Raw genomic sequence first — 26,897 nt, 5'->3', positions numbered from 1 at the left:
GGGACGCCAAGGCCGCCCCGACGGGAGGTGCGGCATGACGACGAGACGCAAGGGCATCATTCTCGCGGGCGGGTCCGGCACCCGCCTGTATCCGGCGACGCTGGCGGTATCGAAGCAACTGCTTCCCGTCTACGACAAGCCGATGATCTACTACCCGCTCACCACGCTGATGCTCGCGGGCATTCGCGACGTGCTCGTGATCTCCACCCCGCAGGACACGCCGCGCTTCGAGCAGTTGCTCGGCGACGGCAGCCAGTGGGGGCTGAGCATCCAGTACGCGGTGCAGCCGTCTCCCGACGGGCTGGCGCAGGCGTTCCTGATTGGTGCGGATTTCATCGGCAACGATCCGTGCGCGCTCGTGCTGGGCGACAACCTTTTCTATGGCCACGATTTCGCGGCGTTGCTGAGCGCGGCAAACCAGCAGACCGACGGCGCGACCGTGTTCGCCTACCCGGTGAACGATCCGGAGCGCTACGGCGTGGTGACGTTCGACGACTCGGGGCGCGCGATCGAACTGATCGAAAAGCCCACGCAGCCGAAGTCGCGCTACGCGGTCACGGGCCTGTACTTCTGCGATAACGACGTCATCGAGATTGCGCGCACGATCCGACCTTCGGCGCGCGGCGAGCTGGAAATCACCGACGTCAACAACGAGTATCTGAAGCGCGGCAAGCTCAACGTGCAGATCATGGGGCGCGGTTACGCGTGGCTCGATACCGGCACGCATGAATCGATGCTCGAAGCGAGCACGTTCATTCAGACGATCGAATCGCGCCAGGGGCTGAAGGTCGCCTGTCCTGAGGAAATTGCGTACCGACGCGGGTGGATCGATGCCGCTGCGATCGAGACGCTGGCACAGCCGCTGGCGAAGACGGGCTACGGTCAGTATCTCCTCTCGATGTTGCGCGAGCGGGTGTTCTGATCGCTGCCTGACACGAACCCTGTGCACCCGTTGCTCGCCCCTTGATTCCTACCGGTAATTCCCATGCAAGTCACCCCTACCGCGATCCCGGCCGTGTGCGTCATCGAACCCAAGGTGTTCGGCGATTCGCGCGGCTATTTCTTCGAGAGCTTCAATCAGCGCAACTTCGACGATGCGCTCGGCGAAACGCTCACGTTCGTGCAGGACAACCAGTCGCGCTCGGTGCGTGGCGTGCTGCGCGGCCTGCATTACCAGATCAGGCAACCGCAGGGCAAGCTCGTGCGGGTGTTGCACGGCGAGATCTACGATGTCGCGGTCGATATCCGTGAGGGTTCGCCGACGTTCGGCAAGTGGGTGGCAGAGCGGATCAGCGCCGAAAACAAGAAGCAGTTGTGGATTCCGGCCGGTTTTGCCCATGGCTTCGTAGTGACGTCGGAGACAGCCGAAGTGCTCTACAAGACAACGGACTACTGGGCGCCGCAGTTCGAGCGTTGCATTCGCTGGGATGACCCGACGCTGGCAATTCCCTGGCCGCTCGACGGCATGACGCCGACCGTCTCGGACAAGGACCGCCAGGGCATGCCGTTCGCGCAGTACAAGCACGAGGACTGACGCTCGCGCACGCCGGTCGGGCCGTATTAACGTGATTTGACGGCACGCTGGCCGCAATGGCCGCTAGGGTCCCTTGTTCAGCGAGGTCAGCTAACGGAGGACGACCCGGCGGCCGACGTTTTTTCTACCCTCTGCGCGCCGCGGGTCGCGCTCGGTGATTCGGTGGCGACCGATGTGCCCGATGTGGCTGACGTGGCCGATGTGGCCACTGCCGTCGAGGTTTCCCCCGTCACCCGAAGCACACGTACGTAACGCAGCCCCAGTGGCTCGAAGCGGGCGGCGAGCGCATCGGCGACGGTTTGCGACGCGGCTTCCACGCCGCCATCGCCTGCAAGGTCCGCACCGGCACGCACCGGTTCATCCAGTCCTTCGACGATCACGTCGGCTTCCAGTCCGTTATCGAGGTAATGCAGCTTGACGTCATGCAACGCGAGCGCATTCGCCCGGCACAGCAGTTCGGCCGCGCCGACGACGACCGCGCGCGCAGGCCATTGTTGCAGCGCGGTGCCCTTGGTGTCGCTTTCCGGGTCAACGTGCACCAGTACGTCGAGAATCTGCGGCTCGCCCATGACGGCCGCGCGCGCCTGTTCTGCGATGTAGTGCCCTTCGGAGACCGACAGGCGCGCATCGACGAGGATATGCACATCCACCACGATTTCATCGCCCATGCGGCGCGTGCGCAGCATGTCGATGGCGCGCACGCCGGGGGTGTCGAGCAGGCGCTGACGGATGGAGACGGTGGTCGCGTCGTCGACACCACGATCGATCAGATCCTGAAGCGCGTTCCAGCCGAATTTCCAGCCGGTGCGTCCGATCATCAGGCCCACGAGCGCAGCAGCGAGCGGGTCGAGGATACGATAGCCCGCCAGATTGCCCAGAATGCCGCAGGCGACGACGAGCGACGAGAGGGCGTCCGAGCGCGCATGCCAGGCATTGGCGACGAGCATCGCGGAGCGCACGCGCTGCGCGGCGCGCAGCATGTAGCGAAACAGACCCTCCTTGCTCACGAGCACCACGACGGCGACGACCAGCGCGGTGACATGCACCTCCGGAATCTCTTCCGGATGCAGTAGCCGTTCGATGCCGCGCCACAGCATACCGGCGCCCACGGCGAGCAGGATCACGCCGAGAAAGAGCGACGCGGCGTTCTCGTAACGGCTGTGTCCGTAGGGGTGATCGGCGTCCGGCGCGCGGGCGCTGCCGCGTGCGGCGGCGAGCACCACGAAGTCGGAGACGATGTCCGAGAGCGAATGGATGCCGTCGGCGATCAGGGCCTGCGAACGGGCGAAGACCCCGATGACGATCTGCGCCGTCGTGAGCACCACGTTGACCCAGATACTGACCCAGGTCGAATGGCGTGCGACGGCGTGTTTGTCGAGCGCCTCGCTCGATGCTGCCAGATTGTCGTAGTTCGAATAGGGCATGGCCAGGACGTGCGCGTCGGGCGCGACGAAATCGGATCGATGTCGTATTGTATTGCGGTTGCCCGAATGTGCCAGCCGCGCCGTCCAGTGGTCGCGCCGTCCACCAGGTAGCGCGACCGATTCGCCGTCATCTTCCCCTCAAAGACTCACCGGTGCTGCTGACACACCACGCCGTACCATCCGAGTCCCTTGTAGGTTTCATAGCCGGGTGTCGCTGCGAACGCGACGGTCCTTCGTTTGACAGTGTCGGTATAGAAGCCGCTCGTCGCCCCGTCGGTGCGCAGATGAAAGGTCTCGCTGAGTACGCCTTGTCCGTCCGAGCTGGCAATCACGCGAAACGAGGAGTCCACGATCATGCACCGCGTGCGCGCCCATTCTTCGTCGCTCAGTCGCACGCCCTTGACGACCGCTTCGGCTTGCGGCGCCCAGTCGAAAAAGATGACCAGTGCGCCCAGCACGCGGCCATCGGCCAGTCCGTTCTCCCGAATGGCAGTCGAGTAGGTCGCGACCTGCGCGTGCCTGAGATGCGCGAGCGTCTGAACGTCGCTGGCGACGTAATCGGCGCCGCTGCGTGTCTTGAGCGCGGCCTTGAACCAGTTCGCGTCCGCGACATTGCTGCCCATTACCGGGTAGTCCGAGCGGCGGCCGTTGGCCACGACCATGCCTTGGGCATCCACCACCCAGAGATCCTTGTAGACGGTGTAGCTGTCCAGAATGACGCCGAGGCGGTCCGCTGCATGCGCCGCTGCCTCGGGATGCGGGTCCGTCAGGCACGTCACGACGGCCGAGTCGGTCGCCCACCAGCGCACGTCGCACGATCGTTCGTAGAGATTGCGGTCGACGACGTCGATCATGTTCAGCGCGAGGTCGGCACAGCGTTGACCGTCGTGCCCGCCCATTCGCTCGATCATGAGATCGCCGAGTTCCGTGAGTTCCTTGAGCGACCCGGTGAGCTCCTTGTTGAGCGAATCGGTCACCTCGCCGATGCGCTTCGAGACGAGCTTGACCTGGTTGGCCACGACGGCGAAGCCCTTGCCCGCATTGCCTGCACGGGCCGCTTCGATCAACGCGTTGAGTGCGAGAAATGTCGTCTCACGGTTGATCTCGTTGATGTCGCCGATCTTGCTGACTGCCAACTTCCTCACTGCGTGGGTCAGATCGACAATTGCTTTCGGATTCGCCATTTGTTTGCCCCTTTTTCGTCGTTATATTTAAGCGTTTAAACGCAAGAACCGGGCCACGTGGCGATCATGACCGGTTGTGGTGCAACAGGGACGATGAAAAGCAGGGAGGGGCGCAGGTGGGCGGGTTGGCATGCCCAATGAAGGTGCCTGCGCGCACCGGGAGAGGGAGTGGATACTCCCGGTGCTTTGGTGTCCTGACGTATTTACATCAGAATGATGTCGTACTGCTCCTGATGGAACGACGATTCGACTTGCAGCGAGATGGGCTTGCCGATGAAGTCGATCAGCATGGCGAGATGTTGCGACTCCTCTTCGAGGAACAGATCGACCACTTCCTGCGAGGCAATCAGACGGAACTCGCGCGGGTTGAACTGACGGGATTCGCGCAGGATCTCGCGCAGGATGTCGTAGCACAGGGTTCGCGGCGTCTTGACCTGGCCCTTGCCCTGGCACACGGCGCATGGCTCGCACAGCACGTGGGCGAGCGACTCGCGCGTGCGTTTGCGCGTCATTTCCACCAGCCCCAGTTGCGAGAATCCGTTCACCGTGATGCGGGTGCGGTCTCGCGCGAGCGCCTTCTTCAGTTCGGCGAGCACCGAGTCGCGATGCTCGGCGCTTTCCATATCGATGAAGTCGATGATGATGATCCCGCCGAGATTGCGCAGACGCAACTGGCGCGCAATCATCAACGCCGCTTCGAGGTTCGTCTTGAAGATGGTGTCGTCGAAGTTGCGTGCGCCGACGTAGCCGCCAGTGTTCACGTCGATGGTCGTCATCGCTTCGGTCTGGTCGATCATCAGATACCCGCCGGACTTCAGGTCGACGCGACGCGACAGCGCCCGCTCGATTTCCGTCTCCACGTTGTACAGATCGAACAGGGGGCGCTCGCCCGTGTAATGCGTGAGCTTGCCGAGCACCGCCGGCGTGTAGGTGGTCGCGAACTCGGCCAGCTTCTGATAGGTCTCGCGCGAGTCGACCAGAATCTTGCCCGTCTCCTCATGCACGAAGTCACGCAGCACACGCTGCGCGAGATTGAGGTCCTGATACAGCAGGGAGGGCGCCGGCACGCGCGTGCTCTGCTCGCCGATGGTCTGCCACGACTTGCGCAGATAGGCGATGTCGTTGGCCAGTTCGGCGTCGGCGGCGTCTTCTGCAATCGTGCGCACGATGAAGCCGCCTTTTTCATCGGCCGGCACCAGCGCCTGGATCTTGCTGCGCAACGCTTCGCGCTCGGCTTCACTCTCGATGCGCTGCGAGATGCCGATGTGCGGCTCCTGCGGCAGGTAGACGAGCGTACGCCCGGCAATGCTGATCTGTGTCGACAGCCGCGCGCCCTTGGTGCCGATGGGGTCCTTGATGACCTGCACCATCAGCGTCTGTCCCTCGAAGACGGTTTTCTCGATGGGCGGCTGCGGATGCGGCACGGACGTGTCGTTGCTGGTGCGCGGATGCCAGATGTCGGCCACGTGCAGGAATGCCGCGCGCTCCAGTCCGATATCGATGAAGGCCGACTGCATGCCCGGGAGCACGCGCACGACCTTGCCCAGATAGATATTGCCGACCAGGCCGCGCGAGAGCGTGCGCTCGATGTGCAGTTCCTGCACGGCGCCGAGCTGCATGAGCGCCACACGGGTTTCCTGCGGCGTGATGTTGACCAGGATGTCTTCGTTCATAAATTGTCGACCGGACTCGGAATGCTTGGGCATCGGTTTGCGTCAGAAGTCGACGCCCGCCTGGCGCAACAGCGCGGCGGTCTCGCACAACGGCAACCCCATGATGCCGGAGTAGCTGCCGTCGATGCGCATGACGAATTCAGCGGCCTTGCCCTGGATACCATACGCGCCGGCCTTGCCGCGCGGCTCTCCCGAGGCGACGTAGCGCTCGATTTCCTCCCGGCGAAGGGGGCGGAACCAGACGTGCGAAATGTTGACCGCCTGATGGATCTGTCCGTCCGCACATACGGCAACGGCGGTCAGTACGCGATGGCGGGTGCCCGACAGGCGCGCCAGCACGGCATGCGCGTCGGCATCGTCGAACGGCTTGCCGAGGATGGTGCCGTCCAGGCACACGGTGGTGTCGGCCGCGAGAATCGGGGCGCCCGGCAGCCCGGCGCGGGCCAGTCGGGCGACGGCGGCCTCCGCCTTGGCGCGCGTGACGCGCTGCACGTAATCGTCAGGCGGCTCCCCGGGCAGCACGGCTTCGAGCGCTTCGGCGTCCTCGTCGGCATGAGGCAACAACAGCTCGAAACGAACGCCGAGCTGCTGTAACAGTTCCTGACGGCGGGGGCTTTGCGACGCGAGATAGATGTACGGCATGGCGGCTTGACTTGAATTCGTCCAGCCCGGCACACGTCTTTGCATGGATTTGCAGCACGCGCACCGGGCCGCTGGATGGGCTGGGCGAGGGGAACGCCCTATTATGCCGCCTTGCGCCCGCCCCCGCCAGCGGGTGACGGGGGCGCGGCGTGCCGTTCATTGACGAGGGCTCAGCGCTCGTCGAGGAAATCCGCGCCGATCAGGTCGATGCGGTCGGTGCAGATGGCGTCCACGCCCCACGCCGCCAGCTCGCGAGCGCGTGCCGGTTCGTTGACCGTGTAGACCAGCATATGCAGGCCGGCCGCCTTGATCTGCGCGACTTGCGGACCATCGAGGTGCTTGTGGCTCGCGTGCAGCGTCACGGTGCCCAGCTTGCGGGCATCCTCGCGCCAATGGGGCGGCACGGCCTCGTACAACATGCCGCGCGGCAGTTCCGGCACGGCGGCGGCGGCCGCTTCGAGCGCCTCGTAAGAGAACGAGGAGAGCAGCGGCGCCTGCGGCCGACCCGCCCAAAGCGTTCTGACCGCCTCGGCCACCAACTTGCCGGTCTCGGCTTCGCGGCCCGGACATGGCTTGATCTCGACGTTGGCAGCCAGGCCCAGCGTCAGGCATCGCTCGGCGACCTGCGCGAGCGTGGGCATGACCTGTCCGGCGAAGCGGCCGTCGGCCCCGAACCAGCTGCCGGCGTCAAGCTTTTCGATTTCGGCGTAGGTCATTTGCGCCGCAGGACCCTGCCCGTTGCTGGTGCGATCGACCGTGTCGTCGTGCAGCAGGAAGACGACATTGTCTGCCGAGAGCTTGGCGTCGAACTCGACCATGCGCAGACCGAGCGATGCCCCCATCTCGAACGCCGCCAACGTGTTTTCCGGCGCGAGCTTGCCGCCGCCGCGATGCGAGACGATGCGCGGATACGGCCAGTCGCGCCACAAATGAGCTGTTGCCGAACTGTCGCTCATCGCGCTCATGCCTCGACTCGTTTGCCCGTCGACGGATCGAACAGGTGCAGGGATTTGGCCGAGATGGCCAGCGGCACGATCGTCCCGGCGCCCGGACGCAGTTCGTGGGGCAGGCGTACGGTCACCGGTTGCTCGCCCCAGCGGCCGTGCAACAGATTGTCGGCCCCGAGCAGTTCGAGCTGATCGACGTTGATGCTGGTCTGTGCGGCGAACGCCCCCAGACCGTTGTGCTGCTCGGCCGGCACCAGATGCTCCGGGCGCACGCCGAGCACGAGTTCGCGGTTCGCGTGCGCCATGCTCGTGGGCGGCAGGCGCAGCGCCGGGCCGCCTTCGATCTGGAAGGTGCGGCCTTCCGTGTCGACACGTCCCTTGAGCAGGTTCATTGCGGGCGAGCCCATGAAGCTGGCGACGAACAGCGACGCCGGGCGCTCGTAGACGTCCGTCGGCGTGCCGATCTGCTCGGCGTAGCCCTTGTTCATGACGATCACGCGATCGGCCAGCGTCATGGCTTCGACCTGATCGTGGGTGACGTACAGGCTCGTGGTCTTCAGGCGCTTGTGCAGACGCTGGATTTCCAGACGCATCTGTACGCGCAGCTTGGCGTCCAGGTTCGAGAGCGGTTCGTCGAACAGGAACACGGCCGGTTCGCGCACGATGGCGCGGCCCATGGCCACGCGCTGGCGCTGTCCGCCCGAGAGCTCGCGCGGCTTGCGCGCCAGCAGAGGTTCGAGTTCCAGAATCCGCGCGGCCGCCAGCACACGTTCGTCGATAGTCTTCTTGTCGATGCCGCGAATCTTCAGGCCGTACGACATGTTCTGACGCACGTCCATGTGCGGGTAAAGCGCATAGTTCTGGAACACCATCGCGATGTTGCGATCCTTCGGTTCCAGCTGGTTGACGACCTGCGAGCCGATGAGGATGCTGCCTTCGCTGACCGATTCGAGACCGGCGACCATGCGCAGCAGCGTCGACTTGCCGCAGCCCGACGGGCCGACGATGACCACGAACTCGCCGTCTTCGATGTCGATGTCGACACCGTGCAGCACGTAGTTCTTCTGGTCGTAGGTTTTCTTGACGCTATGGAGTTTGAGATTTGCCATGATTACTTTTCCGAATCGACCAGACCGCGCACGAACCAGCGTTGCATCAGCAGCACCACCGCCAGGGGCGGCAGCATGGCGAGCAGCGTGGCGCTCATGACGAGTTGCCATTGCGTGGCGGTATCACCACTGCCGATCATGCTCTTGATACCCACGACCGCCGTCGTCATCTCGGGCGCATTGGTCACGAGAATCGGCCACAGGTACTGATTCCAGCCATAGATGAACGTGATGACGAAGAGCGCGGCGATGTTCGTCTTCGACAGCGGCAGGACCACGTCGAAGAAGAAACGCATCGGACCGGCGCCGTCGATACGTGCGGCTTCGACGAGCTCGTCGGGCAGTGTCATGAAGAACTGCCGGAACAGGAACGTGGCCGTGGCCGACGCGATCAGCGGCACGGTCAGACCGGCATAGCTGTTGATGAGGCCGAGGTTCGAAATCACCTGCACCGTGGGGAAAATCCGCACTTCGACCGGCAGCATCAACGTGGCGAAGATGAGCCAGAAGAACAGGTTGCGCAGGGGGAAGCGGAAGTACACGATGGCAAAGGCCGACAGGATCGAGACCGAAATCTTGCCGATCGTGACGACCAGTGCCATGAACAGGCTGTTGCCGAGCATCATGCCGAACGGCATGGCGGCGTTGCCCGTGCCCGATCCCCACACCGTGGCGAAGTTCTCGAGCAGGTGCGTGCTCGGAATGAGCGACAGCGGAACGTTGAAGACTTCGCTCTCGTTCATGGTGGCGGCGACGAACGCCACATAGAGCGGGAAGACCACCAGCAACACGCCGATTATCAGCATGACGTGGCAGAAGATGTCCAGGCCGCGACGGTTCTCGATCATGCGTATTGCACCTTGCGTTCGATGAATCGGAACTGCACGACCGTGAGCACGATGACAATGGCCATCAGTACCACCGACTGGGCAGCGGAGCTGCCGAGGTCGAGCCCCTTGAAGCCTTCCGAGTAGATCTTGTAGATCAGCGTCATGGTCGATTGGCCCGGACCGCCGCCGGTCGCCGCGTCGATCACCGGGAAGGTGTCGAAGAACGAGTAGACGAGGTTGACCACGAGCAGGAAGAACGTCGTCGGCGAGATCAGCGGCAGCACCAGTCCGAAGAAACGCCGGATCGGCCCTGCGCCGTCAATCGCGGCGGCTTCCACCAGCGAGCGCGGAATCGCCTGCAAGCCGGCGTAAAAGAACAGGAAGTTGTAGCTGATCTGCTTCCAGATCGACGCGAGCACGACGAGGAACATCGCCTGACCGCCATTGAGCGCGTGGTTCCATTCGATGCCGAGCTTCGCGAGGCCATAGGTGACCAGACCGATACTCGGGTTGAACAGGAAGGCCCACAGCACCGCGGCAATCGCGGGCGCGACGGCGTACGGCCAGATCAGCAGCGTCTGGTAGGTGCGCTTGCCACGCGTGACACGGTCGGCCATGGCCGCGAGCAGCAGCGAGATGACCAGACCGCAGACCGTGACCAGTCCGCTGAAAATCATCGTGGTGCGAAACGATGCGAGATAGAGCGGGTCGCTCCACAGCGCAGTGAAATTGGCGAAGCCGACGAACTCGCTCGACAGCCCGAAGGCGTCTTGCGTGGATGTCGATTGCCACAGTGCCTCGCCCGCAGGCCACAGGAAGAAGACAACGGTGATGAACAGCTGCGGCGCTACAAGAGCGTAGGGCAGCCAGCCGGTGCTGAAGCGAGGGCGTTCTCTGGAGGTATGCGCCATAACATAGTGACCAAAAAAAAACCAACCCGGCCCGCATTCACGCGAGCCGGGGTGGAGTCATTGTAACGTCACGATTCGTGCGTCGAATGCAGGAAAAGCCCCGGCATTGCACGCGTAATCGCGCGTTCGCCGAGCCTTAGCTGCCTTGCTTCGCGAAGCGGGCCAGCAGGTCGTCGCCACGTTGCACCGCCTTGTCGAGCGCGGCTTTGGGCGTTTGCTTGCCGGCCCACACGCCTTCGAGTTCCTCGTCGACGACCGTGCGGATCTGCGGCATGTTGCCCAGACGCAGACCGCGCGTGTACGGCAGCGGATCCTTGTTGAGCATTTGCTTGATGGCCGTGTCGGCGCCCGGGTTCTTCGTGTAGAAACCTTGCTTTTCGGTCAGTTCGTAAGCGGCCTTGGTCACCGGCAGGTAGCCCGTGTCCTGATGCCACTTGGCGGCTACCGCAGGCGAGGCGAGGTAGTTCAGGAACTTGGCCACGCCCTTGTACTCGGTGGCCGACTTGCCGGCGAGCACCCACAGGCTGGCGCCGCCGATGATCGCGTTCTGCGGCGCACCCTTCACGTCGGCGTCGTACGGCATCATGCCCACGCCGTAGCTGAACTTGGCGTACTTGCCGATGTTGGCGAGCGCGCCCGAGGTCGTCATGGCGATACCGCAGTCGCCGCTGTAGAACTTCGAGGTCACTTCGTCCTTGCGGCCCACGTACGTGAACGAGCCTTCCTTGGCCATGTCGGCCAGGAACTGGATGTGCTTGACCTGTTGCGGGCCGTTAAAGGACAGCTTGGCATCGAGACCGCCGAAACCGTTGTCCTTCGTGGCGTACGGCAGGGCGTGCCACGCGCTGTAGTTCTCGAGCTGCGTCCAGCCTTGCCAGCCCATGGTGAAGCCGCACGACATGCCCGAAGCCTTGAGCTTTTCGGCATCGGCCTTCACGTCGGCCCAGGTCTTGGGCGGCTTGTTCGGATCGAGACCGGCCTTCTTGAAGGCGTCCTTGTTGTAGTACAGCACCGGTGTCGAGCTGTTGAACGGCATCGAGATCAGGTGGTTGGTCTTGCCGTCGGTGTAGTAGCCCGCGATGGCCGGCACGAATGCCTTCTCGTCGAACGACTCGCCGGCGTCCTTCATGACTTCCCACACCGGTTTCACGGCCTTCTTGGCCTGAATCATGGTGGCGGTGCCCACTTCGTACACCTGGAGAATGGCCGGGGCGTTACCGGCGCGGAAGGCCGCGATGCCTGCGGCCAGACCCTGCTCGTAGTTGCCCTTGTAGATCGGGACGATCTTGTAGTCGCTTTGCGACGCGTTGAAGTCGGCTGCGATCTGGTTGACGCGATCGCCGAGGGCCGATTCCATCGAATGCCAGAATTGGATTTCCGTGGCGGCGAGGGCCGACGTGCTCATGCCGAGTGCCAGTGCGGCGCCAACGCCGGCGAGGGCGAACGTGCGCAGGGAAGGTTGCTTCATACCAATCTCCGGGGGTTCACGAGAAGTCGAGGGTCCTTTTTTGTCGATGGACCCTGCTTGTTCGCGGTGCGAACTGAGTAGCGCCGCGTAGACTAACACGTCACTGTGATTTTTCCATTCGCGCTGCACAACGGGTGTTGCACGCGAGTGCAATGCGGGGATTGACAGGTGACGCCGTCGCCCGGCCAGCAACGCAGAGAGCGGCCTCGGCAACGCAATACAACGACGCATTGCGCGGCGCCGGCGCCTCGTGACTTATGGCTGTCTTATTGCGCTGTCATATAGAGAAGACGCATAAGACGGCATCAAGAAGACACCCCACAGGGCATCAATAAGATGCCGCATCCGTATCACACGCGATGGTAGGGGTGATTGGCATTGATGCTCCACGCGCGGTAGAGCTGCTCGGCGAGCAAGACGCGCACCATGCCGTGCGGCAGGGTGAGGCTGGACAGACGAATGAGCGTATCGGCGCGGGCCTTGAGCGCCGGGTCCAGCCCGTCGGCCCCGCCGATCACGAAGGCGACGTCACGCCCGTCCTGCTGCCAGGCGGTGAGCGACTGTGCGAGACGCATGGTCGTGAGATCCTGACCGCGTTCGTCCAGACACACGAAACGGCAGCCGCGCGGCAGTGCCGCGTCGATGCGCTGCGCTTCGGCGGCCATGACCGTCTCGGCGGTGCGGGAGTTGGAGCGTTGCTCCGGCTTGATTTCCTTGAGTTCGATGCGCAGCTCGGGGGGCATGCGCTTGGCGTACTCGGCGAAGGCGGTTTCGATCCAGCCGGGCATCTTGTGCCCGACTGCGAGAATGAACAGACGCATATCGGCGAAATCGCGCGGGCGTCTTACTTGCTGGCCTTGCGACGCGCGGGCGCCTTTTGCGCGGGCGCTTCGTCGCCATCGTCGTCCGCGTCTTCGCCGTCTTCGGCGGCGGCTTTCACGCCGGCCTTGGTGCCGGCGGCCTTCAGGCGCACGGGCTTCTCGCCCCAGATTTCTTCCAGGTTGTAGTACTGACGCAGCGCCGGTTGCATGATGTGCACGATGGCGTCGCCCGTGTCGACCAGCACCCATTCGCCCACGTCTTCGCCTTCCATGCTGACGATGTCGCCGCCGGCGGCCTTGACCTTGTCGCGCACGCTGGCGGCAAGGGCCTTGGTCTGGCGGTTGGAGGTGCCGCTCGCGATGATCACGCGCTCGAACAGGGCGGTGAGGTGTTCGGTGTTGAACACCTTGATGTCCTGGGCCTTGACGTCTTCGAGGGCGTCGACGATCAGGCGCTGAAGTTTACGAATATCCATAGTGCGTCTTTTGGGTGAAACAGGGGGCGCCGGACAGCGGCCCAGCCATGTCGTGGCGGGCCGTCAGGCGCGATACAGGTGTTGCGCGCGGATGTACTGCCACACGGGTTCGGGCAGGTTTGCCGGGGGCGTGGCCGCGTCTTGCGCGTGCGCCAGCGTGGCGCGCAACTCGGTGGCGGATATGTCGACGGCCAGTGAGTCGTCGATCAGGATGCCGCCGCATGGCGTGGATTGTACCCCGAGCGCGGACTTTTCCCGTTCGGCGAAGACTTCACGCAGTGGCGCAGACGCTGTCTCGCGGCTGAAACCGGGCCGCGCCGCCGCGCAGATATGGGCGTAGTCGAAGAGTTCGCGCCAGGCGTGCCACGTGTCGAGCCGCACGAGCTGGTCCGAGCCGATGAGCAGCGAGAGCGACGCTTCGGGGCCGAGGTCGCGCCGCATGTCGCGCAACGTATCGACGGTGTAGCTCGGCCCGGCGCGCTCGATCTCGCGGGTGCTGACGATCACCTGTGTCGAAGGATGAGAGACGGCCAGCTCGGCGGCAAGGCCCTGCGCGGCCAGACGCGTCATCGCCAGCCGGTGCTCGGCGGCGGTGCTGCCCTGCTTTTGCGGCTGCTGACCCGCCGGCATCAGCACCAGTTCGTCGAGCGCGAGCGTGCGGGCAAAGAGGGCGCCCAGCGCGAGATGGCCCGTGTGAATCGGATCGAACGTGCCGCCCAGCACGCCGATGCGTTGAACGGCGTGAGGCGGCGTGGCGGATTTCCCGGTCGTCCCGGTCGTCCCGGTCGTCGGAGCAGAAGTAACGGTCATGCGCTGCCGGCCTTCAGACCCACTCGCGACGCACGAGGAAGTCGGTGTAGAGCCTCGCCTCCGGCGTGTCGGGCTCAGGCTTCCAGTCGTAGTGCCATTTCACGACCGGCGGCATCGACATGAGGATGGATTCGGTGCGACCGCCCGATTGCAGGCCGAAATGCGTGCCACGGTCCCACACCAGATTGAATTCGACGTAGCGGCCGCGCCGGTGCGCCTGGAAGTCGCGCTCGCGCTCGCCGTACGGCATGCCGCGGCGGCGTTCCACGATAGGCACGTAAGCGTCGAGGAAGGCGTCGCCCACGCTCTGCATGACGGCGAAGCCCGTCTCGAAACCGCCGCCGGAGAAATCGTCGAAGAAGATACCGCCGATGCCGCGCGGCTCCTGACGGTGTTTCAGGTAGAAATAGTCGTCGCACCACGCCTTGAAGCGCGGATACCAGGTGGCATCGAACGGATCGAGCGCATCCTTGCAGGTCTGGTGGAAGTGCTTGCAGTCGTCTTCGAACGGATAGTACGGCGTGAGGTCCATGCCGCCGCCGAACCAGAACGCGGGCAGTTCGCCCGGGGCGGTGGCAATCAGGATACGCACGTTGAAGTGCACCGTCGGGCAATAGGGGTTGCGCGGGTGCAGCACCAGCGAGACGCCGAGGGCTTCGAAGCTGCGCCCGGCCAGCTCGGGCCGCGACGCGCTGGCCGAGGCGGGCAGCTTGTCGCCGATCACGTGGGAGAAGTTCACGCCGCCGCGCTCGAAGAAGTCGCCGTCGTCGAGCACACGGGTGCGGCCGTCGCCACGCAGGGGGCTATCGGCCGGGCGTTGCCAGTCGTCGACGAAGAAGCGCTTACCGTCGAGGCGCTCCAGCGTTTCGACGATCTTGTCCTGAAGTCCGAGCAGATAAGTGCGTACCGCAGCCGTGTCAGGCGCTTGCGCGGCGTCTTGCGCTGTCATTCTGTGACGTCCCTTGCGTGGTAAATGTGACGAATTTACCCGCGATTGTACCGGGACGGGGCCACAGGCGGGCGGCTGGCGTCTCGGCCGACGCCGCCCGGATGATCTGCGTCAAACGCCGACGCCCGACATCATGACCTCAGCACATCAGGACGCCGGTGCGTTGGGCAGCGTGCCTGCCGGGGCCGTGCCGCCCGCGCCCGGTACGATGGGCGGCACCGCGCTGGCGGCGCCGGCGGGTGCGCCGGGCACGCCCGGCGGCGGCATGAGGATCTGACGCGTCGCGGGCACCGGCCAGTGCGCCGTGCCGCCGACTTCGGCGATGGCCTTGTTGGTGTCGAAATACACCTGCCAGTAATCACGGTTATGGCAATACGGCCGCACCGCCAGCACCGGTCCGGACGGATTGAATTCAAGGATTTCCACGTCCACACCCGGCTTTTCCACCACGTTCGGAATCTGTGCGACGCGCGCCTTCAGCCGTGCGACGGCATCTTGCACGTCGACCGTATGGGCGAGCTGCGCCGTGAGATCCACCCGGCGGTACGCATTGGCGTCATACACCGTGATGTTGTCGCCGAAGACCTTCGTGTTGCCGACATACACGCGAAGGTTGTCTGCCGTGGTCAGCGTGGTGACGAACAGGCCGATCTCCTCGACCACGCCGGTCACGCCACCCGCGCTGATCATGTCGCCGGTCTTGAAGGGACGCAGCACGATGAGGAAGATGCCCGAGGCGAAGTTCGACAGGAGTCCGGACCATGCCGCGCCAATGGCGATACCGGCGGCCGCGAGCAGGGCGGCGAACGAGGTTGTCTCGATGCCGCAAACGCTGAGAATGGACAGAATGAGTGCGATGCGCAACGCAATGCGCAGCGACGACTCGGTGTAGCGAACGAGGGTGGGATCGATGTGGCGGCGGGTCATCGCGCCGCGCACGAGCCGCGCGACCAGATTGATGACGATGCCGCCGATGATCCAGATGACGACGGCCATCACGATCTTCAGGCCGAATGGCACCAGATAATCGTTGACCAGCTTATCGAGGTCGAACATGTAAGTCTCCGTCGAGCGAGGGGTCTGTCGGGAAAACTGCATGAATTCCGCCGGGGCTGGCCGGATGCGGGTCGCCGGGAAGTGAACTTCCAGTGTCACGCGACGCCAGCGTGCCAATTTGGCCTGCGCTTGTCAATCGCAGCGCGCAGCGGATGTGACGGTCCCCAACGCGTCCGGTTTTGCCGATCGCGCCCCGGCGCCCGCCCAAAAGACAACGGCCCGGAAGACGTGAAGTCCTCCGGGCCGTTGTCCTTGTCGCCGAATCGCGTCGCGGTGCATCTACCGACCGACGTTCACGCTCAGCGCGGCTTGTTCCAGCTTATTGCAGCGTGTTTCAGCTCATTCCGGCTTGCGCGCCAGGGCGCGGTTACCGATGTCGTGGCGATACTGCATGCCGTCGAAATTGATCTGGTTGACGGTCTGATACGCCACGCTTTGCGCGCCACGCACCGTATCCGACAGACCAACCACGCACAGCACGCGTCCGCCGGTGACCTGCAGCACGTCGTTATCGAGCTGGGTGCCCGCATGGAACGTCACGCACTCGTCGGTCTCCGCCGGAATCTCCGAGATGCGATCGCCCTTGCGCGGCGTGTCCGGGTAGCCGTGGGCGGCGAGCACCACGCCCAGCGCATAACGACGGTCCCAGTCGAGTTCGATCTTGTCGAGCGTGCCCGCGATCGCATGCTCGACCACCACCGAGAAGTCGCCCTTGAGTCGCGCCATGATCGGCTGCGTTTCGGGGTCGCCCATGCGGCAGTTGAATTCGAGCGTCTTGACGTTGCCGTCTGCATCGATCATCAGGCCGGCATACAGGAAGCCGGTGAAGCGAATGCCGTCGGTCTCCATGCCGCGCACGGTCGGCATGATGATTTCGCGCATGACACGTGCATGGATCTGCGGCGTGACGATCGGCGCGGGCGAGTAAGCGCCCATGCCGCCGGTGTTCGGACCCTGATCGTTGTCCAGCAGGCGCTTGTGATCCTGCGAGGTGGCCAGCGGCAGCACGTTCTTGCCGTCGACCATCACGATGAAGCTGGCTTCCTCGCCCTGGAGGAACTCCTCGATCACCACGCGCGCCCCGGCGTCGCCGAGCTTGTTGTCCGCGAGCATCATGTCCACAGCGTTGTGCGCTTCTTCGAGCGACATCGCCACGACCACGCCCTTGCCGGCGGCCAGGCCATCGGCCTTGATGACGATCGGTGCGCCCTTGGCGTCGATGTAGGCGTGTGCGGCAGCCGCGTCGGCGAAGGTCTCGTAATCGGCCGTGGGAATGCCGTGGCGCTTCATGAACGCCTTGGCGAAGTCCTTCGACGATTCGAGTTGCGCGGCTTCCTTCGTCGGGCCGAAGATCTTCAGGCCACGGGCGCGGAAGATATTGACGATGCCGGCGGCGAGCGGCGTTTCCGGACCCACCACGGTGAGCGCAATGCCTTCGCGTGCGGCGAATTCGGCGAGCACGTTCGGGTCGCTGATCGGCACGTTGCGCAGGCGCTCATCGAGCGCCGTGCCGCCGTTGCCCGGCGCGACATAGACCAATTGGATACGCGGCGATTGGGCAAGCTTCCAGGCCAGCGCGTGTTCGCGGCCACCCGAGCCCACAACCAGAATTTTCATCTTATTCCTCGATGACGGCGTTGGTGAATACGTCCTGCACGTCGTCGAGGTTTTCGAGCGCGTCGAGCAGCTTTTGCATCTTCACGGCGTCATCGCCGGTGAAGACCACTTCGGTTTGCGGCTTCATCGTGACTTCCGCGACTTCGGCCTTCAGACCCGCCGCTTCGAGCTTGTCCTTCACCGCCTGGAAATCGTTGGGTGGGCAGACGACCTCGAAACTGCCGTCGTCGTTCGTGATGACGTCGTCGGCGCCGGCGTCGAGCGCCACTTCCATCAGCTTGTCTTCCGGGGTTTCCGGCGAGAACAGGAACTGGCCGCAATGCGTGAAGAGGAATGCCACCGAGCCGTCGGTGCCCATGTTGCCGCCGAACTTCGAGAAGGCATGGCGCACTTCCGCCACCGTGCGAACACGGTTGTCCGTCATGGTGTCGACGATCACCGCAGCGCCGTTGATGCCATAGCCTTCGTAGCGGATCTCTTCGTAGTTCGCCCCGTCCAGACCGCCCACGCCGCGATCGATCGCGCGCTTGACGTTGTCCTTGGGCATGTTGGCGTCGGCGGCCTTTTCCACGGCCAGACGCAGGCGCGGGTTGCTGTCGGCGTCACCCCCGCCCAGACGGGCCGCGACCGTGATTTCCTTGATCAGACGTGTCCAGACTTTACCGCGCTTGGCATCTGCCGCTGCCTTCTTGTGCTTGATGTTGGCCCATTTGCTATGACCCGCCATGAATTTCTCCGTCGTGCCGCGCTGTGCGGCGAAGTATGCTCTGCCGGCCCGCGCAGTGCGGCGCGGCCAACCGTTGAAACGGGAGCGCCCGCCACCACTGGGGTCGCGGGCGCCGATTGTCCAGCCGCCCCGTCGCCTCACACGGATCCGGTCGATCTCAGGGGGCATTTCGGGACGGTGCAGTCCGAGCGGCGATACCTGCCGCTATAATCGGAGGCAATTTTATCATGCCGCCGCACCGTGCCACGGGTGTTTGCTGCGCCGTGTCACGAGCCGCGCCGCGTCTACCGCCGAGGTCTCGCATGCCCAAGAAGCCCGTGCCGTCGCAAGTGTCGTCTTCCGCGATACCCCCCGCCACGTCGGCGGCAGCCGTTGCCGAACCCGCCGTCGCCTCGGCGAGTCCAGTTCAAGATCCCGGTGAAAGGCTCGTGATCGCGCGCAACGCCCAGCATGTACTGGGATTGCTCCCCGCCATGGGCAACCGCCATGGGCTCATTACCGGCGCGACCGGCACCGGCAAGACCGTGACGCTCCAGGTCATGGCACAGGCGTTCTCCGACATCGGCGTGCCCGTATTCCTCGCGGACGTCAAAGGCGACCTGACCGGCATTACGCAGCCGGGCGTGGAGACGCCCAAGCTCAAGGAGCGCATCGCCAATCTCGGCTTCGATACGCCCGACTGGCATGGCAGCCCGGCCACGCTCTGGGACGTCTTCGGCGAGCAGGGCCACCCGGTGCGCGCCACGGTCTCGGACCTCGGACCGCTGCTGCTGGCCCGCCTGCTCGGCTTGAACGAGACGCAGACCGGGGTGCTCAATCTCGTCTTCAAGATCGCCGACGACAACGGCCTGCTGTTGCTCGACAGCAAGGACCTTCGCGCGATGCTCCAGCACGTGGGCGATAACGCATCGACCTTCACGACGCAGTACGGCAACATCTCGGCGGCCTCGGTCGGCGCGATCCAGCGCGGGCTGCTCACGCTGGAGCAGCAAGGCGCCGACAAGTTCTTCGGCGAGCCGATGCTCAACATCGAAGACTTCATGCAGACGGACGCGCAGGGGCGTGGCGTCGTCAACATCCTGGCGGCCGACAAACTGCTGGCGGCGCCACGCATCTACGCCACCTTCCTGCTCTGGCTGCTGGCGGAATTGTTCGAGCGCCTGCCGGAAGTCGGCGATCCGGACAAGCCGAAGCTCGTCTTTTTCTTCGATGAGGCGCACCTGCTGTTCAACGAGGCGCCCAAGCCGTTGCTCGAACGCATCGAGCAGATGGTTCGTTTAATTCGCTCCAAGGGCGTTGGCGTGTATTTCGTCACTCAAAATCCGGTCGACGTGCCGGACACGGTGCTCGGCCAGTTGGGCAACCGCGTGCAGCACGCCCTGCGGGCCTACTCGCCACGCGACCAGAAGGCGGTGAAGGTGGCCGCCCAGACCATGCGTGCGAATCCGTCGCTCGATATCGAGACGGTCATCGGTGAGTTGGGCGTGGGCGAGGCGCTGGTGTCGCTGCTCGACGAGAAAGGGCGTCCTGCGGTGACCGAACGCGCGTATGTCTCGCCGCCTGCGTCGCGCATCGGGCCGATCACATCGCAGGAACGCGCTGCGTTGATCGCGGCGTCGCTGGTCGCGGGCGTGTACGAGAAGGCGGTCGACCGCGAATCAGCCTATGAAAAGCTCGTCGGACGCACGCAGGCACGGCAATCGGACGGTTCGGTCGCGCCTGACGGCGGTGCGGCCACGTCCGCGCCGGGCGGTGGTGCATCCGGTGGAACCTCAACCGGCACATCGGGCGGCGGCTTGCTCGACGCGCTGGGCGGGCTGCTGGGAGGCAAGGGCGGATCGCGCAGCAAGGACACCCCCGTAGAAGCCATGGTCAAGAGCACGATGCGCACGGTCGGCAGCCAGTTGGGGCGCGAGATCGTTCGCGGCGTGCTGGGCAGTATTCTGGGCGGCAACCGGCGCAGGTAAGGTGCAGATAAGGCGCAAGCGAGGCACAAACAAAGCGCAGGTAGAGTGCTAGGCCGGACTCGGGTGATGCCGCGCCGCCGCCGGGCGCGTGCGGCATCGCCCGTAGAACAAAAATAGGAAAAGGATCCTCCCCCTGACGATGTCCCCGAAATCTTCGCTGGAGCCGGTGCGCACCGGTGTTGCTCACGATCCGCTATGGCTGCGCGCTGCGCCGCTCATCTTCCTGTTCCTGTGGTCGGTCGGCTTCACCGTCGCCAAGATCGGTCTGGACTATGCCGATCCGCTGACCTTCCTGGCGTTGCGCTATGGCCTCGTGCTCGTGCTGCTCGCGCCGCTGGCGATCGTCATGCGTCCCCCGCTGCCGAAGACGGCGGCTGCATGGGGGCATCTCGTCGTGATCGGTCTGCTGATTCAGGCGCTTTACTTCAGCATGACGTATCTGTCCCTGCGGCTCGGTGTGTCGGCGGGCAGCGTGGCGCTGATCACGTCGCTGCAACCGATTCTTGTCGCGTTGGCAGTGCCGCATCTGGTCGGCGAGCGCGTCAGCGGCATGAACTGGCTCGGGCTCGGACTGGGACTGGCGGGGGCGGCGCTCGTCATCGTGGCCCGCTCGGCGGTGGAGGCGACCTCGGCGCTGGGGTTGCTGCTCACGTTCGTGGCGCTTGGGGCGATCACGTGCGGCACGCTGTACGAGAAGCGCTTTGGGCTGGGCCAGCATCCAATTACGTCGAATCTGGTGCAGTACGCCGTGGGTTTTGCGGCGACGCTGCCGCTCGCATGGTGGCTCGAACCGATGCACGTCGACTGGACGTGGCAACTCGGGCTCACGCTGGTCTATCTGGTGATCGGCAATTCCATCGTGGCGATCTCGCTATTGCTGGCGATGATCCGGCGCGGGGAAGCGTCGCGCGTGTCGGCGCTATTCTTCCTCGTACCGCCCGCAGCGGCCCTCGCCGCGTGGTTGATGGTCGGGGAGCACATGCCCCCGCTGGCGTGGGGTGGGATGGCGCTGGCGGCCATCGGTGTGGCGATGGCCACGCGCCGCAAGGGCGCATGAACATGTCGACGACATCGGCGCGACGCATGGCGTCGTCCGGCCGCCCGAAATGAAAAGCCCCGGGAGACCGGGGGCGATTGTCGTCAGTTCTTGGTGCCGAACAGCCGGTCGCCTGCGTCGCCAAGACCCGGGATGATGTAAGCGTGATCGTCCAGACGCTCATCGAGCGACGCGACGTACAACTTCACGCCCGGGTGGGCGTCGTGCAACACCTTCACGCCTTCCGGCGCGGCCACCAGCGCGAGAAATGCAATGTTCTCCTCGGCCACGCCGCGTTTGACCAGCACGTCCACGGCATGGACGGCCGAATAACCGGTCGCCACCATCGGGTCGCACAGAATGAAGCGGCGATCGTTCACATCGGGCAGACGCACGAGATATTCCACCGGGCGGTGCTGTTCGTCGCGATACACGCCGATGTGGCCCACACGTGCCGAGGGCACCAGATCGAGCAGACCGTCGCTCATGCCCACGCCGGCGCGCAGCACCGGCACGATGGCGAGCTTCTTGCCGGCGATGACGGGGGCATCCATTTCCACCATCGGCGTATCGATGCGCTCGGTCGTGAGCGGCAGATCGCGCGTGATCTCGTAGCCCATGAGCAGCGTGATTTCGCGCAACAGGCCGCGAAACGTGCGCGTCGACGTTTCCTTGTCGCGCATGTGCGAGAGCTTGTGCTGGATCAGGGGATGATCGCAGATGAAGAGATTCGGGAAGCGGGTGTCTTGTTTCATGGCAGGCAATGTGAGGCTGGGCCACCGGATCGGAATGTCACGGTATAGCGCGCATGGCCGCGATTTTAGCCGATGCGGGCGACGCCGGTCCGGGTTTTGGTCCGCCGCAGCAAGTCCCGACACTCAGCGCCAGGCGCACGATTCCCTTAGAATCGCTGCAAGACGGCTGCACAGCAGCCCATTGCCAATGCATCACTTGTCTTGAAGGTTGACCATGGATCTGGGTATCAAGGGCCGCACCGCGCTGGTGTGCGGTGCGAGCAAGGGGCTGGGGCGTGCCTGTGCTCAGGCGCTGGCCGAGGCGGGCGTCAACGTCGTGATCGTCGCGCGCACGGTCGGCGCGCTCGAGGCCGCCGCCAGCGAGATCCGCACTGCCACGGGGGTGAAAGTCAGCGCCGTGGCCTGCGACATCACCACACCGGAAGGCCGCGCGCAGGCGCTTGCCGCGTGCCCGCAACCGGACATCCTTGTGACGAACGCAGGCGGTCCGCCGCCGGGCGACTTCCGCGACTGGCAGCGAGACGACTGGATCCGCGCGCTCGACGCCAACATGCTGACCCCCATCGAGCTGATCAAGGCCACCGTGGACGGCATGATCTCCCGGGGCTTCGGACGGATCGTGAACATCACGTCCTCGGCCGTGAAGGCCCCCATCGACATTCTGGGATTGTCCAATGGCGCCCGTTCGGGCCTGACCGGTTTCGTCGCGGGCATTGCACGCACGACCGTGGCGAACAACGTGACCATCAACAATCTTCTGCCGGGCGCGTTCGACACTGATCGGTTGAACGCGACCATGCAGGCGTCTGCGGCGAAGGCGGGCCAGAGCGTCGAAGACGCGCGCGGCCAGCGCGCCGCGGCAATTCCCGCGCGCCGCTTCGGGCAGCCGGAAGAATTCGGCGCGACCTGCGCCTTCCTTTCCAGCGCGAAGGCAGGCTACATCACCGGGCAGAACGTTCTCATTGACGGCGGCGCTTACCCGGGCACGTTCTGACCACGTGCGCTCGGTAACGCCTGCGTTCAACACTTACCTCACCCACATCAAGCTCAGGGAAGCGCATCAATGACGGTTTCAACGGTACCCAAAGTCCCCGCGGTTCGCATTGCTCTCATCGCACACGACAAGAAAAAGGACGAGATCCTGGCCGTCGCGCACGACTATGTCGACGTGCTGCGGCAATGCCGGCTTGTCGCCACGGGCACGACCGGCGGGCGCATTGCCAGCGAGCTGGGCCTCGACGTGGAGCGCATGCTCTCGGGCCCGCACGGCGGTGACTTGCAGATTGGCGCGCAACTGGCCGAGGGCCGCGTCGACATGGTGCTGTTCCTGCGTGACCCCATGACGCCGCAGCCGCATGAACCCGATATCAACGCGCTGGTGCGTGCGTGCGACGTGCACAACGTGCCTTGCGCGACGAACAGCGCGACGGCGCGTCTGTTGTTGGAACAACTGATCGTGCGTCTGGCAAGGGAAGCAACGGAAGCGACGGCGCAGCCATCCGCCTGACGATAAACACCACCCATCGAGGGAGAGAACGAGGATGACAAAAGCAATCCGTATCGAACAGAACGGCGGCCCGGAAGTGATGCAGTGGGTCGATGTCGATGTTGGCGAACCGGGGCCGGGCGAAGCGCGGGTGCGCCATAACGCCGTCGGTCTGAACTACATCGACGTGTATTTCCGCACCGGTCTTTACCCGCAGCCGCTGCCTGCCGGACTGGGCATGGAAGCGGCTGGCGTGGTCGAAGCGGTGGGCGAGGGCGTGACGCATGTGAAGCCCGGTGACCGGGTCGCGTACGCGAGCCGCCCGTGCGGCGCCTACTCGCAGGCGCGCGTGATGCCGGCGGCACCGCTCGTGCGCCTGCCGGAGAACGTCAGCGACGATCAGGCGGCGGCCATGATGCTCCAGGGCATGACGGCGCAGTATCTGCTGCGTCGCACGTATCCGGTCAAGGCGGGCGACACCATTCTGATTCATGCGGCGGCCGGCGGTGTGGGCCTGATCGTGTGTCAGTGGGCGAAGGCGCTCGGCGCGACGGTCATCGGCACGGTCGGCTCGGACGAGAAGGCAGCGCTCGCACGTGCGCACGGCTGCGATCACCCCATCGTCTATACGCGTGAGAACTTCGTCGAACGCGTGAAGGAGATCACAGGCGGCGAGGGCGTGCCCGTCGTCTACGACTCCATCGGCAAAGACACCTTCATGGGTTCGCTCGACTGCCTGCGTGCGCTGGGCATGATGGTGAACTTCGGCAATGCCTCCGGTCCCGTCGCGCAGATCAATACCAGCGATCTGGTCTCACGCGGCTCATTGTTTTTCACGCGTCCGACACTCTTCAACTACACCGCCAAGCGTGCCGATCTGGAAGCCACGGCGAAGGAGTTGTTCGAGGTAGTCGGCAACGGCACGGTGAAGATCGAGGTGAACCAGCGTTATGCGCTGTCCGACGTCGCGCAGGCGCACCGCGATCTCGAGTCGCGCAAGACCACCGGTTCGACCTTGCTCATGCCCTGAGTGTTTGGCCCGTCGGAAAGGAAAGACGAGAAAGACGAGAAAGACGAAAAAGGGACGCCTCGGCGTCCCTTTTTCGTCGCATCTAGCTTGCCCGATATCAGGCGCGCTGCGTGAAAACGTGAGCGCGCGCGTCCTCGCGCACCTCCATCGGCAACCGTTTGATGAGCCAGTGGATGACCATGCCGATCACGACGACATCGTCGAGCAACCCGAACACCGGCACGAAGTCGGGAATCAGGTCGATGGGACTGAGCAGATAGACCGCGAGCAGTACCACGGCAGGCAGGAGCCAGCGTGGACGTCGCGGGTCGCGGGCCGCATGCCACAGCACGCGGAAGTCATGACGGGCGATTTGCCACAGACGAAGAAAACGCTTCACTTGCAAACTCCTGGTGCCAATGGGCTCGCCGGTCGTGGCAAGCCATTTCTCGCAAACGAGGGTAACATCGCGCAAATTCCGGTGTATGTCGCGCAATTTTCTCGATTATACGCGTCGACGGCATGGTTCGCTGCGCCGGCCCGACCGGTGTCTGGCGAGTGTGCGATGCGTCCGTCGCGTAACAAAAATCTTCGACATTGGCCGGGTGAGAGGGTTTCATTGGCGTTTCATCGTTGATTCGGAGCCCGTCGGGCGACGCCGCTCGACGTGCCGGTGTGTGCCGGTGTGCGCCGGTGATGCCGGCAATGCGGTTGCGGCGGGATTGTGGCGGCGGGATAATTCCCGGGCCGACGTGGTCAATCCTTCTTTCCCCTTCGTCCTCACGATCTTTTCAGGACGCACTTCAAAGCCATCATGACCGACGCTCAAGATCCGAAATCGCAGCAGCCAAAGCAGCCGCCGCAGCCAATGCAGCCAACGCCCAAGCCCGAGTCCGACACGAGCAAGCCCACAGCGGCGCCGCCTGCTTCGGCGTCACCCACCCCGCCCGCCGCTTCACCGGCCTCCGGGCCGGAAGCCGGGAAGGCCAGCGGCTCGCCTGCGGATTCGCCTGCCACGAGCGAGTCGGAGTACGTCGAGCCGGCCACGCCGTCGACACCACGTCCGACCGCCAAGCCGGTTGCCGGCACGGCCGAAGGGTCTCCGGACATGCCGCCGAACCCCGATACACTGACACGTCCTGCGCCGCCCACGGAGGTGACCGGTTCGGCCGACGCGCGAGCGGAAAAGCCGACGGCGCCTGCCCCGGCGGCAAAGCCCGCGAGGCAGGGCTCTGCCGCTGAAGTGGCGTCTGATCGCAATCCGATCGGCTCGCCGGTGCCGAAGTCGGGCGACGACGTCAAAGCGGCAGGTCTCGGCAGCGCGGGTGGCAGCATCGGAGAAGCGGGAACGACCGGCGGTGCTTCAGGAACGGCGGGGGCGGCAGGGACGGGAGGGACGGGAGGGGCCAGTGGCGCGGGTGGCGGTGGTGAGCCGCCGCATCAACCGTCGTTCGGTTCGGGCGCACCGCGTCCCGGCAGTCCGGCCTCGATGGGCGGTCAGCCATCGTATTTGCAGGCGGGCGATTCGCCGTGGTCGGTTCTGCGTCGCATCATGTCGGCGCGTTTTCGCGCCTGGTACGACCGCGCCGGGCAGCGTATCACGCAGCGCACGCTGAAGATCGGGATCTCTGCGCGTATTTTCCACCCGGAACCGGGCTCAAAGGGGCTGCGCAGCAAGACGCTGCAATACCTCGAAGAGTCGATCGCCCACTGGGTGATGTCGCGCGACGTGCTGGTGTTCATGATCCCGACGGTCGATACGCAGGGTTTGCTGCATCCGAGCCACATCCGTCTGCACGATTACGCGAAGCACCTCGACGGTCTGGTCTTGCAGGGCGGGGCGGACGTCTCCCCGCTGACCTATTCGGAAGTCGCGACGCGCCACGAATGGCAGGGCGATCGTATGCGCGACATGTACGAGCTTGAGCTGTTGCACGAGTTCGTCGAGCAGGGCAAGCCGATTCTCGGCGTGTGCCGTGGGTGCCAGCTGATCAACGTCGCCTTCGGCGGCACGTTGCATCAGGACATCGCGACGGATTTGCCCGAGGCGATTCCGCACGTGACCGAAACGTATGAACACAACCGTCACACGCTGACGTTCCCCGAAGGCTCGTCGCTCGCGCAAATGCTCGCGCCGGTGGACGTGCCGATCGTCAACTCGATTCACCACCAGTCGGTAAAGACGCTCGGTCGTGATCTGAGTGTGGAGGCCGTGTGCGCGGAAGACGGCGTGGTCGAGGCGATTCGCTATCGCAAAGCGCCGTTCGTGATGGGCTTGCAGTGGCATCCGGAGTTCCACCGTGCGGGCGGTCCGGAGTTTCTGGATTGCACGCCGGTGCTGGATAACTTCCTGCGTGCGGCGCGCGAGACGCGCTTCTGACGTTATCGACTCGAGGGGCGGCGCGTGGGAAATGCGCCGCCGCTTCAAAATCCAGCGCAAAAAAATGGCAGCCGCGAGGCTGCCAT

General features: G+C 64.5%; 26 protein-coding genes. 8 read left to right on the top strand and 18 right to left on the bottom strand.

Annotated features, from left to right (window positions below; translation table 11 throughout):
• Nucleotides 1-34 precede the first annotated feature (34 nt).
• Together rfbA and rfbC are read left to right on the top strand one after the other, a co-directional pair.
• The gene (gene rfbA / locus UC34_RS18870; RefSeq protein ID WP_044456777.1) at nucleotides 35-922 is read left to right on the top strand and encodes a glucose-1-phosphate thymidylyltransferase RfbA; all 888 of its coding nucleotides are present in this window, start codon (nucleotides 35-37) and stop codon (nucleotides 920-922) included.
• Between the two features lie 63 nt (nucleotides 923-985).
• Nucleotides 986-1,534 (top strand): dTDP-4-dehydrorhamnose 3,5-epimerase, encoded by a 549-nt coding sequence (rfbC, locus tag UC34_RS18865; protein ID WP_044456776.1) that lies wholly within the window; start codon nucleotides 986-988, stop codon nucleotides 1,532-1,534.
• Between the two features lie 86 nt (nucleotides 1,535-1,620).
• Here the strand turns inward: rfbC and UC34_RS18860 are convergent, their stop codons facing one another.
• From UC34_RS18860 to UC34_RS18785, 16 genes are all read right to left on the bottom strand, one after another.
• Nucleotides 1,621-2,958 carry a cation diffusion facilitator family transporter gene (locus UC34_RS18860; RefSeq protein WP_044456775.1) on the bottom strand — a complete coding sequence of 446 codons (1,338 nt, stop codon included), beginning with the start codon at nucleotides 2,956-2,958 and terminating at the stop codon, nucleotides 1,621-1,623.
• A gap of 146 nt (nucleotides 2,959-3,104) precedes the next feature.
• Entirely contained in the window at nucleotides 3,105-4,142 is a 1,038-nt protein-coding gene (locus UC34_RS18855; protein ID WP_044456774.1) for a methyl-accepting chemotaxis protein, read from the bottom strand.
• A 203-nt stretch (nucleotides 4,143-4,345) separates the two neighbouring features.
• On the bottom strand, nucleotides 4,346-5,815 hold the full coding sequence (rng, locus tag UC34_RS18850; RefSeq protein ID WP_044456773.1) for a ribonuclease G: 1,470 nt from the start codon (nucleotides 5,813-5,815) through the stop codon (nucleotides 4,346-4,348).
• A 42-nt stretch (nucleotides 5,816-5,857) separates the two neighbouring features.
• Nucleotides 5,858-6,502: a Maf family protein gene (locus UC34_RS18845; protein ID WP_237165153.1), complete on the bottom strand. Its 645-nt coding sequence runs from the start codon at nucleotides 6,500-6,502 to the stop codon at nucleotides 5,858-5,860.
• Between the two features lie 125 nt (nucleotides 6,503-6,627).
• Nucleotides 6,628-7,413, bottom strand: a complete 786-nt coding sequence (gene ugpQ, locus UC34_RS18840; protein WP_044458395.1) for a glycerophosphodiester phosphodiesterase — start codon at nucleotides 7,411-7,413, stop codon at nucleotides 6,628-6,630.
• Nucleotides 7,414-7,418: 5 nt separating this feature from the next.
• The gene (locus UC34_RS18835; RefSeq protein WP_044456771.1) at nucleotides 7,419-8,513 is read right to left on the bottom strand and encodes a sn-glycerol-3-phosphate import ATP-binding protein UgpC; all 1,095 of its coding nucleotides are present in this window, start codon (nucleotides 8,511-8,513) and stop codon (nucleotides 7,419-7,421) included.
• A gap of 2 nt (nucleotides 8,514-8,515) precedes the next feature.
• Nucleotides 8,516-9,361, bottom strand: coding sequence for a sn-glycerol-3-phosphate ABC transporter permease UgpE (gene ugpE / locus UC34_RS18830; RefSeq protein WP_044456770.1), 846 nt, complete (start codon nucleotides 9,359-9,361; stop codon nucleotides 8,516-8,518).
• On the bottom strand, nucleotides 9,358-10,254 hold the full coding sequence (gene ugpA, locus UC34_RS18825) for a sn-glycerol-3-phosphate ABC transporter permease UgpA (RefSeq protein WP_044456769.1): 897 nt from the start codon (nucleotides 10,252-10,254) through the stop codon (nucleotides 9,358-9,360). Before ugpA ends, ugpE begins: the two co-directional genes overlap by 4 nt.
• A 136-nt stretch (nucleotides 10,255-10,390) precedes the next feature.
• Complete coding sequence (ugpB, locus tag UC34_RS18820; protein WP_237165346.1) at nucleotides 10,391-11,659, bottom strand: sn-glycerol-3-phosphate ABC transporter substrate-binding protein UgpB; 1,269 nt, start codon at nucleotides 11,657-11,659, stop codon at nucleotides 10,391-10,393.
• Nucleotides 11,660-12,072: 413 nt separating this feature from the next.
• Complete coding sequence (gene rlmH, locus UC34_RS18815) at nucleotides 12,073-12,543, bottom strand: 23S rRNA (pseudouridine(1915)-N(3))-methyltransferase RlmH (protein WP_044456767.1); 471 nt, start codon at nucleotides 12,541-12,543, stop codon at nucleotides 12,073-12,075.
• Nucleotides 12,544-12,566: 23 nt separating this feature from the next.
• A complete protein-coding gene (gene rsfS, locus UC34_RS18810) occupies nucleotides 12,567-13,019 on the bottom strand; it encodes a ribosome silencing factor (RefSeq protein ID WP_044456766.1) in 453 nt (150 codons plus the stop codon).
• A 63-nt stretch (nucleotides 13,020-13,082) separates the two neighbouring features.
• Nucleotides 13,083-13,829, bottom strand: coding sequence for a nicotinate-nucleotide adenylyltransferase (locus UC34_RS18805; RefSeq protein WP_072617506.1), 747 nt, complete (start codon nucleotides 13,827-13,829; stop codon nucleotides 13,083-13,085).
• 13 nt (nucleotides 13,830-13,842) lie between these two features.
• Nucleotides 13,843-14,778, bottom strand: coding sequence for an oxygen-dependent coproporphyrinogen oxidase (gene hemF, locus UC34_RS18800; RefSeq protein WP_044456764.1), 936 nt, complete (start codon nucleotides 14,776-14,778; stop codon nucleotides 13,843-13,845).
• Nucleotides 14,779-14,925: 147 nt separating this feature from the next.
• Nucleotides 14,926-15,834 carry a mechanosensitive ion channel family protein gene (locus UC34_RS18795; RefSeq protein ID WP_044456763.1) on the bottom strand — a complete coding sequence of 303 codons (909 nt, stop codon included), beginning with the start codon at nucleotides 15,832-15,834 and terminating at the stop codon, nucleotides 14,926-14,928.
• Between the two features lie 339 nt (nucleotides 15,835-16,173).
• On the bottom strand, nucleotides 16,174-17,451 hold the full coding sequence (gene purD / locus UC34_RS18790; RefSeq protein ID WP_044456762.1) for a phosphoribosylamine--glycine ligase: 1,278 nt from the start codon (nucleotides 17,449-17,451) through the stop codon (nucleotides 16,174-16,176).
• A gap of 1 nt (nucleotide 17,452) precedes the next feature.
• Nucleotides 17,453-18,178 carry a YebC/PmpR family DNA-binding transcriptional regulator gene (locus UC34_RS18785; RefSeq protein WP_044456761.1) on the bottom strand — a complete coding sequence of 242 codons (726 nt, stop codon included), beginning with the start codon at nucleotides 18,176-18,178 and terminating at the stop codon, nucleotides 17,453-17,455.
• 473 nt (nucleotides 18,179-18,651) lie between these two features.
• Here UC34_RS18785 and UC34_RS18780 point away from each other — a divergent pair, with 473 nt between their 5' ends.
• Nucleotides 18,652-20,145, top strand: a complete 1,494-nt coding sequence (locus tag UC34_RS18780; RefSeq protein WP_237165345.1) for a helicase HerA-like domain-containing protein — start codon at nucleotides 18,652-18,654, stop codon at nucleotides 20,143-20,145.
• Between the two features lie 139 nt (nucleotides 20,146-20,284).
• Entirely contained in the window at nucleotides 20,285-21,202 is a 918-nt protein-coding gene (locus UC34_RS18775; RefSeq protein WP_044456760.1) for a DMT family transporter, read from the top strand.
• A gap of 83 nt (nucleotides 21,203-21,285) precedes the next feature.
• Here UC34_RS18775 and upp read toward each other — a convergent pair whose 3' ends face one another.
• A complete protein-coding gene (gene upp / locus UC34_RS18770) occupies nucleotides 21,286-21,936 on the bottom strand; it encodes a uracil phosphoribosyltransferase (protein ID WP_044456759.1) in 651 nt (216 codons plus the stop codon).
• Nucleotides 21,937-22,150: 214 nt separating this feature from the next.
• Between upp and UC34_RS18765 the strand changes: the two genes are divergently transcribed.
• The 3 genes from UC34_RS18765 to UC34_RS18755 all read left to right on the top strand — a co-directional run bounded on the left by UC34_RS18765 (nucleotide 22,151) and on the right by UC34_RS18755 (nucleotide 24,452).
• Nucleotides 22,151-22,930, top strand: a complete 780-nt coding sequence (locus tag UC34_RS18765) for an SDR family oxidoreductase (protein ID WP_044456758.1) — start codon at nucleotides 22,151-22,153, stop codon at nucleotides 22,928-22,930.
• Nucleotides 22,931-22,999: 69 nt separating this feature from the next.
• A complete protein-coding gene (locus UC34_RS18760) occupies nucleotides 23,000-23,443 on the top strand; it encodes a methylglyoxal synthase (protein WP_044456757.1) in 444 nt (147 codons plus the stop codon).
• A 34-nt stretch (nucleotides 23,444-23,477) separates the two neighbouring features.
• Nucleotides 23,478-24,452 carry a quinone oxidoreductase family protein gene (locus UC34_RS18755; protein WP_044456756.1) on the top strand — a complete coding sequence of 325 codons (975 nt, stop codon included), beginning with the start codon at nucleotides 23,478-23,480 and terminating at the stop codon, nucleotides 24,450-24,452.
• Between the two features lie 97 nt (nucleotides 24,453-24,549).
• Here UC34_RS18755 and UC34_RS18750 read toward each other — a convergent pair whose 3' ends face one another.
• The gene (locus UC34_RS18750; RefSeq protein WP_044456755.1) at nucleotides 24,550-24,831 is read right to left on the bottom strand and encodes a YkvA family protein; all 282 of its coding nucleotides are present in this window, start codon (nucleotides 24,829-24,831) and stop codon (nucleotides 24,550-24,552) included.
• A gap of 414 nt (nucleotides 24,832-25,245) precedes the next feature.
• On the opposite strand from UC34_RS18750, the gene UC34_RS18745 reads away from it, so the two are divergent.
• The gene (locus UC34_RS18745; RefSeq protein WP_237165152.1) at nucleotides 25,246-26,811 is read left to right on the top strand and encodes a gamma-glutamyl-gamma-aminobutyrate hydrolase family protein; all 1,566 of its coding nucleotides are present in this window, start codon (nucleotides 25,246-25,248) and stop codon (nucleotides 26,809-26,811) included.
• Nucleotides 26,812-26,897 lie beyond the last annotated feature (86 nt).

The sequence above is a fragment of the Pandoraea vervacti genome (genome assembly GCF_000934605.2).
Taxonomy (GTDB): domain Bacteria; phylum Pseudomonadota; class Gammaproteobacteria; order Burkholderiales; family Burkholderiaceae; genus Pandoraea; species Pandoraea vervacti.
This window is presented reverse-complemented; position numbering and strand designations above follow the sequence as displayed.

Excerpts from the sequence above, each read along its gene's own strand:
- rfbA (WP_044456777.1), top strand. The coding sequence starts at position 35 with ATGACGACGAGACGCAAGGGCATCATTCTCGCGGGCGGGTCCGGCACC.
- rfbC (WP_044456776.1), top strand. The coding sequence starts at position 986 with ATGCAAGTCACCCCTACCGCGATCCCGGCCGTGTGCGTCATCGAACCC.
- UC34_RS18860 (WP_044456775.1), bottom strand. The coding sequence starts at position 2,958 with ATGCCCTATTCGAACTACGACAATCTGGCAGCATCGAGCGAGGCGCTC.
- UC34_RS18855 (WP_044456774.1), bottom strand. The coding sequence starts at position 4,142 with ATGGCGAATCCGAAAGCAATTGTCGATCTGACCCACGCAGTGAGGAAG.
- rng (WP_044456773.1), bottom strand. The coding sequence starts at position 5,815 with ATGAACGAAGACATCCTGGTCAACATCACGCCGCAGGAAACCCGTGTG.
- UC34_RS18845 (WP_237165153.1), bottom strand. The coding sequence starts at position 6,502 with ATGCAAAGACGTGTGCCGGGCTGGACGAATTCAAGTCAAGCCGCCATG.
- ugpQ (WP_044458395.1), bottom strand. The coding sequence starts at position 7,413 with ATGAGCGACAGTTCGGCAACAGCTCATTTGTGGCGCGACTGGCCGTAT.
- UC34_RS18835 (WP_044456771.1), bottom strand. The coding sequence starts at position 8,513 with ATGGCAAATCTCAAACTCCATAGCGTCAAGAAAACCTACGACCAGAAG.
- ugpE (WP_044456770.1), bottom strand. The coding sequence starts at position 9,361 with ATGATCGAGAACCGTCGCGGCCTGGACATCTTCTGCCACGTCATGCTG.
- ugpA (WP_044456769.1), bottom strand. The coding sequence starts at position 10,254 with ATGGCGCATACCTCCAGAGAACGCCCTCGCTTCAGCACCGGCTGGCTG.
- ugpB (WP_237165346.1), bottom strand. The coding sequence starts at position 11,659 with ATGAGCACGTCGGCCCTCGCCGCCACGGAAATCCAATTCTGGCATTCG.
- rlmH (WP_044456767.1), bottom strand. The coding sequence starts at position 12,543 with ATGCGTCTGTTCATTCTCGCAGTCGGGCACAAGATGCCCGGCTGGATC.
- rsfS (WP_044456766.1), bottom strand. The coding sequence starts at position 13,019 with ATGGATATTCGTAAACTTCAGCGCCTGATCGTCGACGCCCTCGAAGAC.
- UC34_RS18805 (WP_072617506.1), bottom strand. The coding sequence starts at position 13,829 with ATGACCGTTACTTCTGCTCCGACGACCGGGACGACCGGGACGACCGGG.
- hemF (WP_044456764.1), bottom strand. The coding sequence starts at position 14,778 with ATGACAGCGCAAGACGCCGCGCAAGCGCCTGACACGGCTGCGGTACGC.
- UC34_RS18795 (WP_044456763.1), bottom strand. The coding sequence starts at position 15,834 with ATGTTCGACCTCGATAAGCTGGTCAACGATTATCTGGTGCCATTCGGC.
- purD (WP_044456762.1), bottom strand. The coding sequence starts at position 17,451 with ATGAAAATTCTGGTTGTGGGCTCGGGTGGCCGCGAACACGCGCTGGCC.
- UC34_RS18785 (WP_044456761.1), bottom strand. The coding sequence starts at position 18,178 with ATGGCGGGTCATAGCAAATGGGCCAACATCAAGCACAAGAAGGCAGCG.
- UC34_RS18780 (WP_237165345.1), top strand. The coding sequence starts at position 18,652 with ATGGGCAACCGCCATGGGCTCATTACCGGCGCGACCGGCACCGGCAAG.
- UC34_RS18775 (WP_044456760.1), top strand. The coding sequence starts at position 20,285 with ATGTCCCCGAAATCTTCGCTGGAGCCGGTGCGCACCGGTGTTGCTCAC.
- upp (WP_044456759.1), bottom strand. The coding sequence starts at position 21,936 with ATGAAACAAGACACCCGCTTCCCGAATCTCTTCATCTGCGATCATCCC.
- UC34_RS18765 (WP_044456758.1), top strand. The coding sequence starts at position 22,151 with ATGGATCTGGGTATCAAGGGCCGCACCGCGCTGGTGTGCGGTGCGAGC.
- UC34_RS18760 (WP_044456757.1), top strand. The coding sequence starts at position 23,000 with ATGACGGTTTCAACGGTACCCAAAGTCCCCGCGGTTCGCATTGCTCTC.
- UC34_RS18755 (WP_044456756.1), top strand. The coding sequence starts at position 23,478 with ATGACAAAAGCAATCCGTATCGAACAGAACGGCGGCCCGGAAGTGATG.
- UC34_RS18745 (WP_237165152.1), top strand. The coding sequence starts at position 25,246 with ATGACCGACGCTCAAGATCCGAAATCGCAGCAGCCAAAGCAGCCGCCG.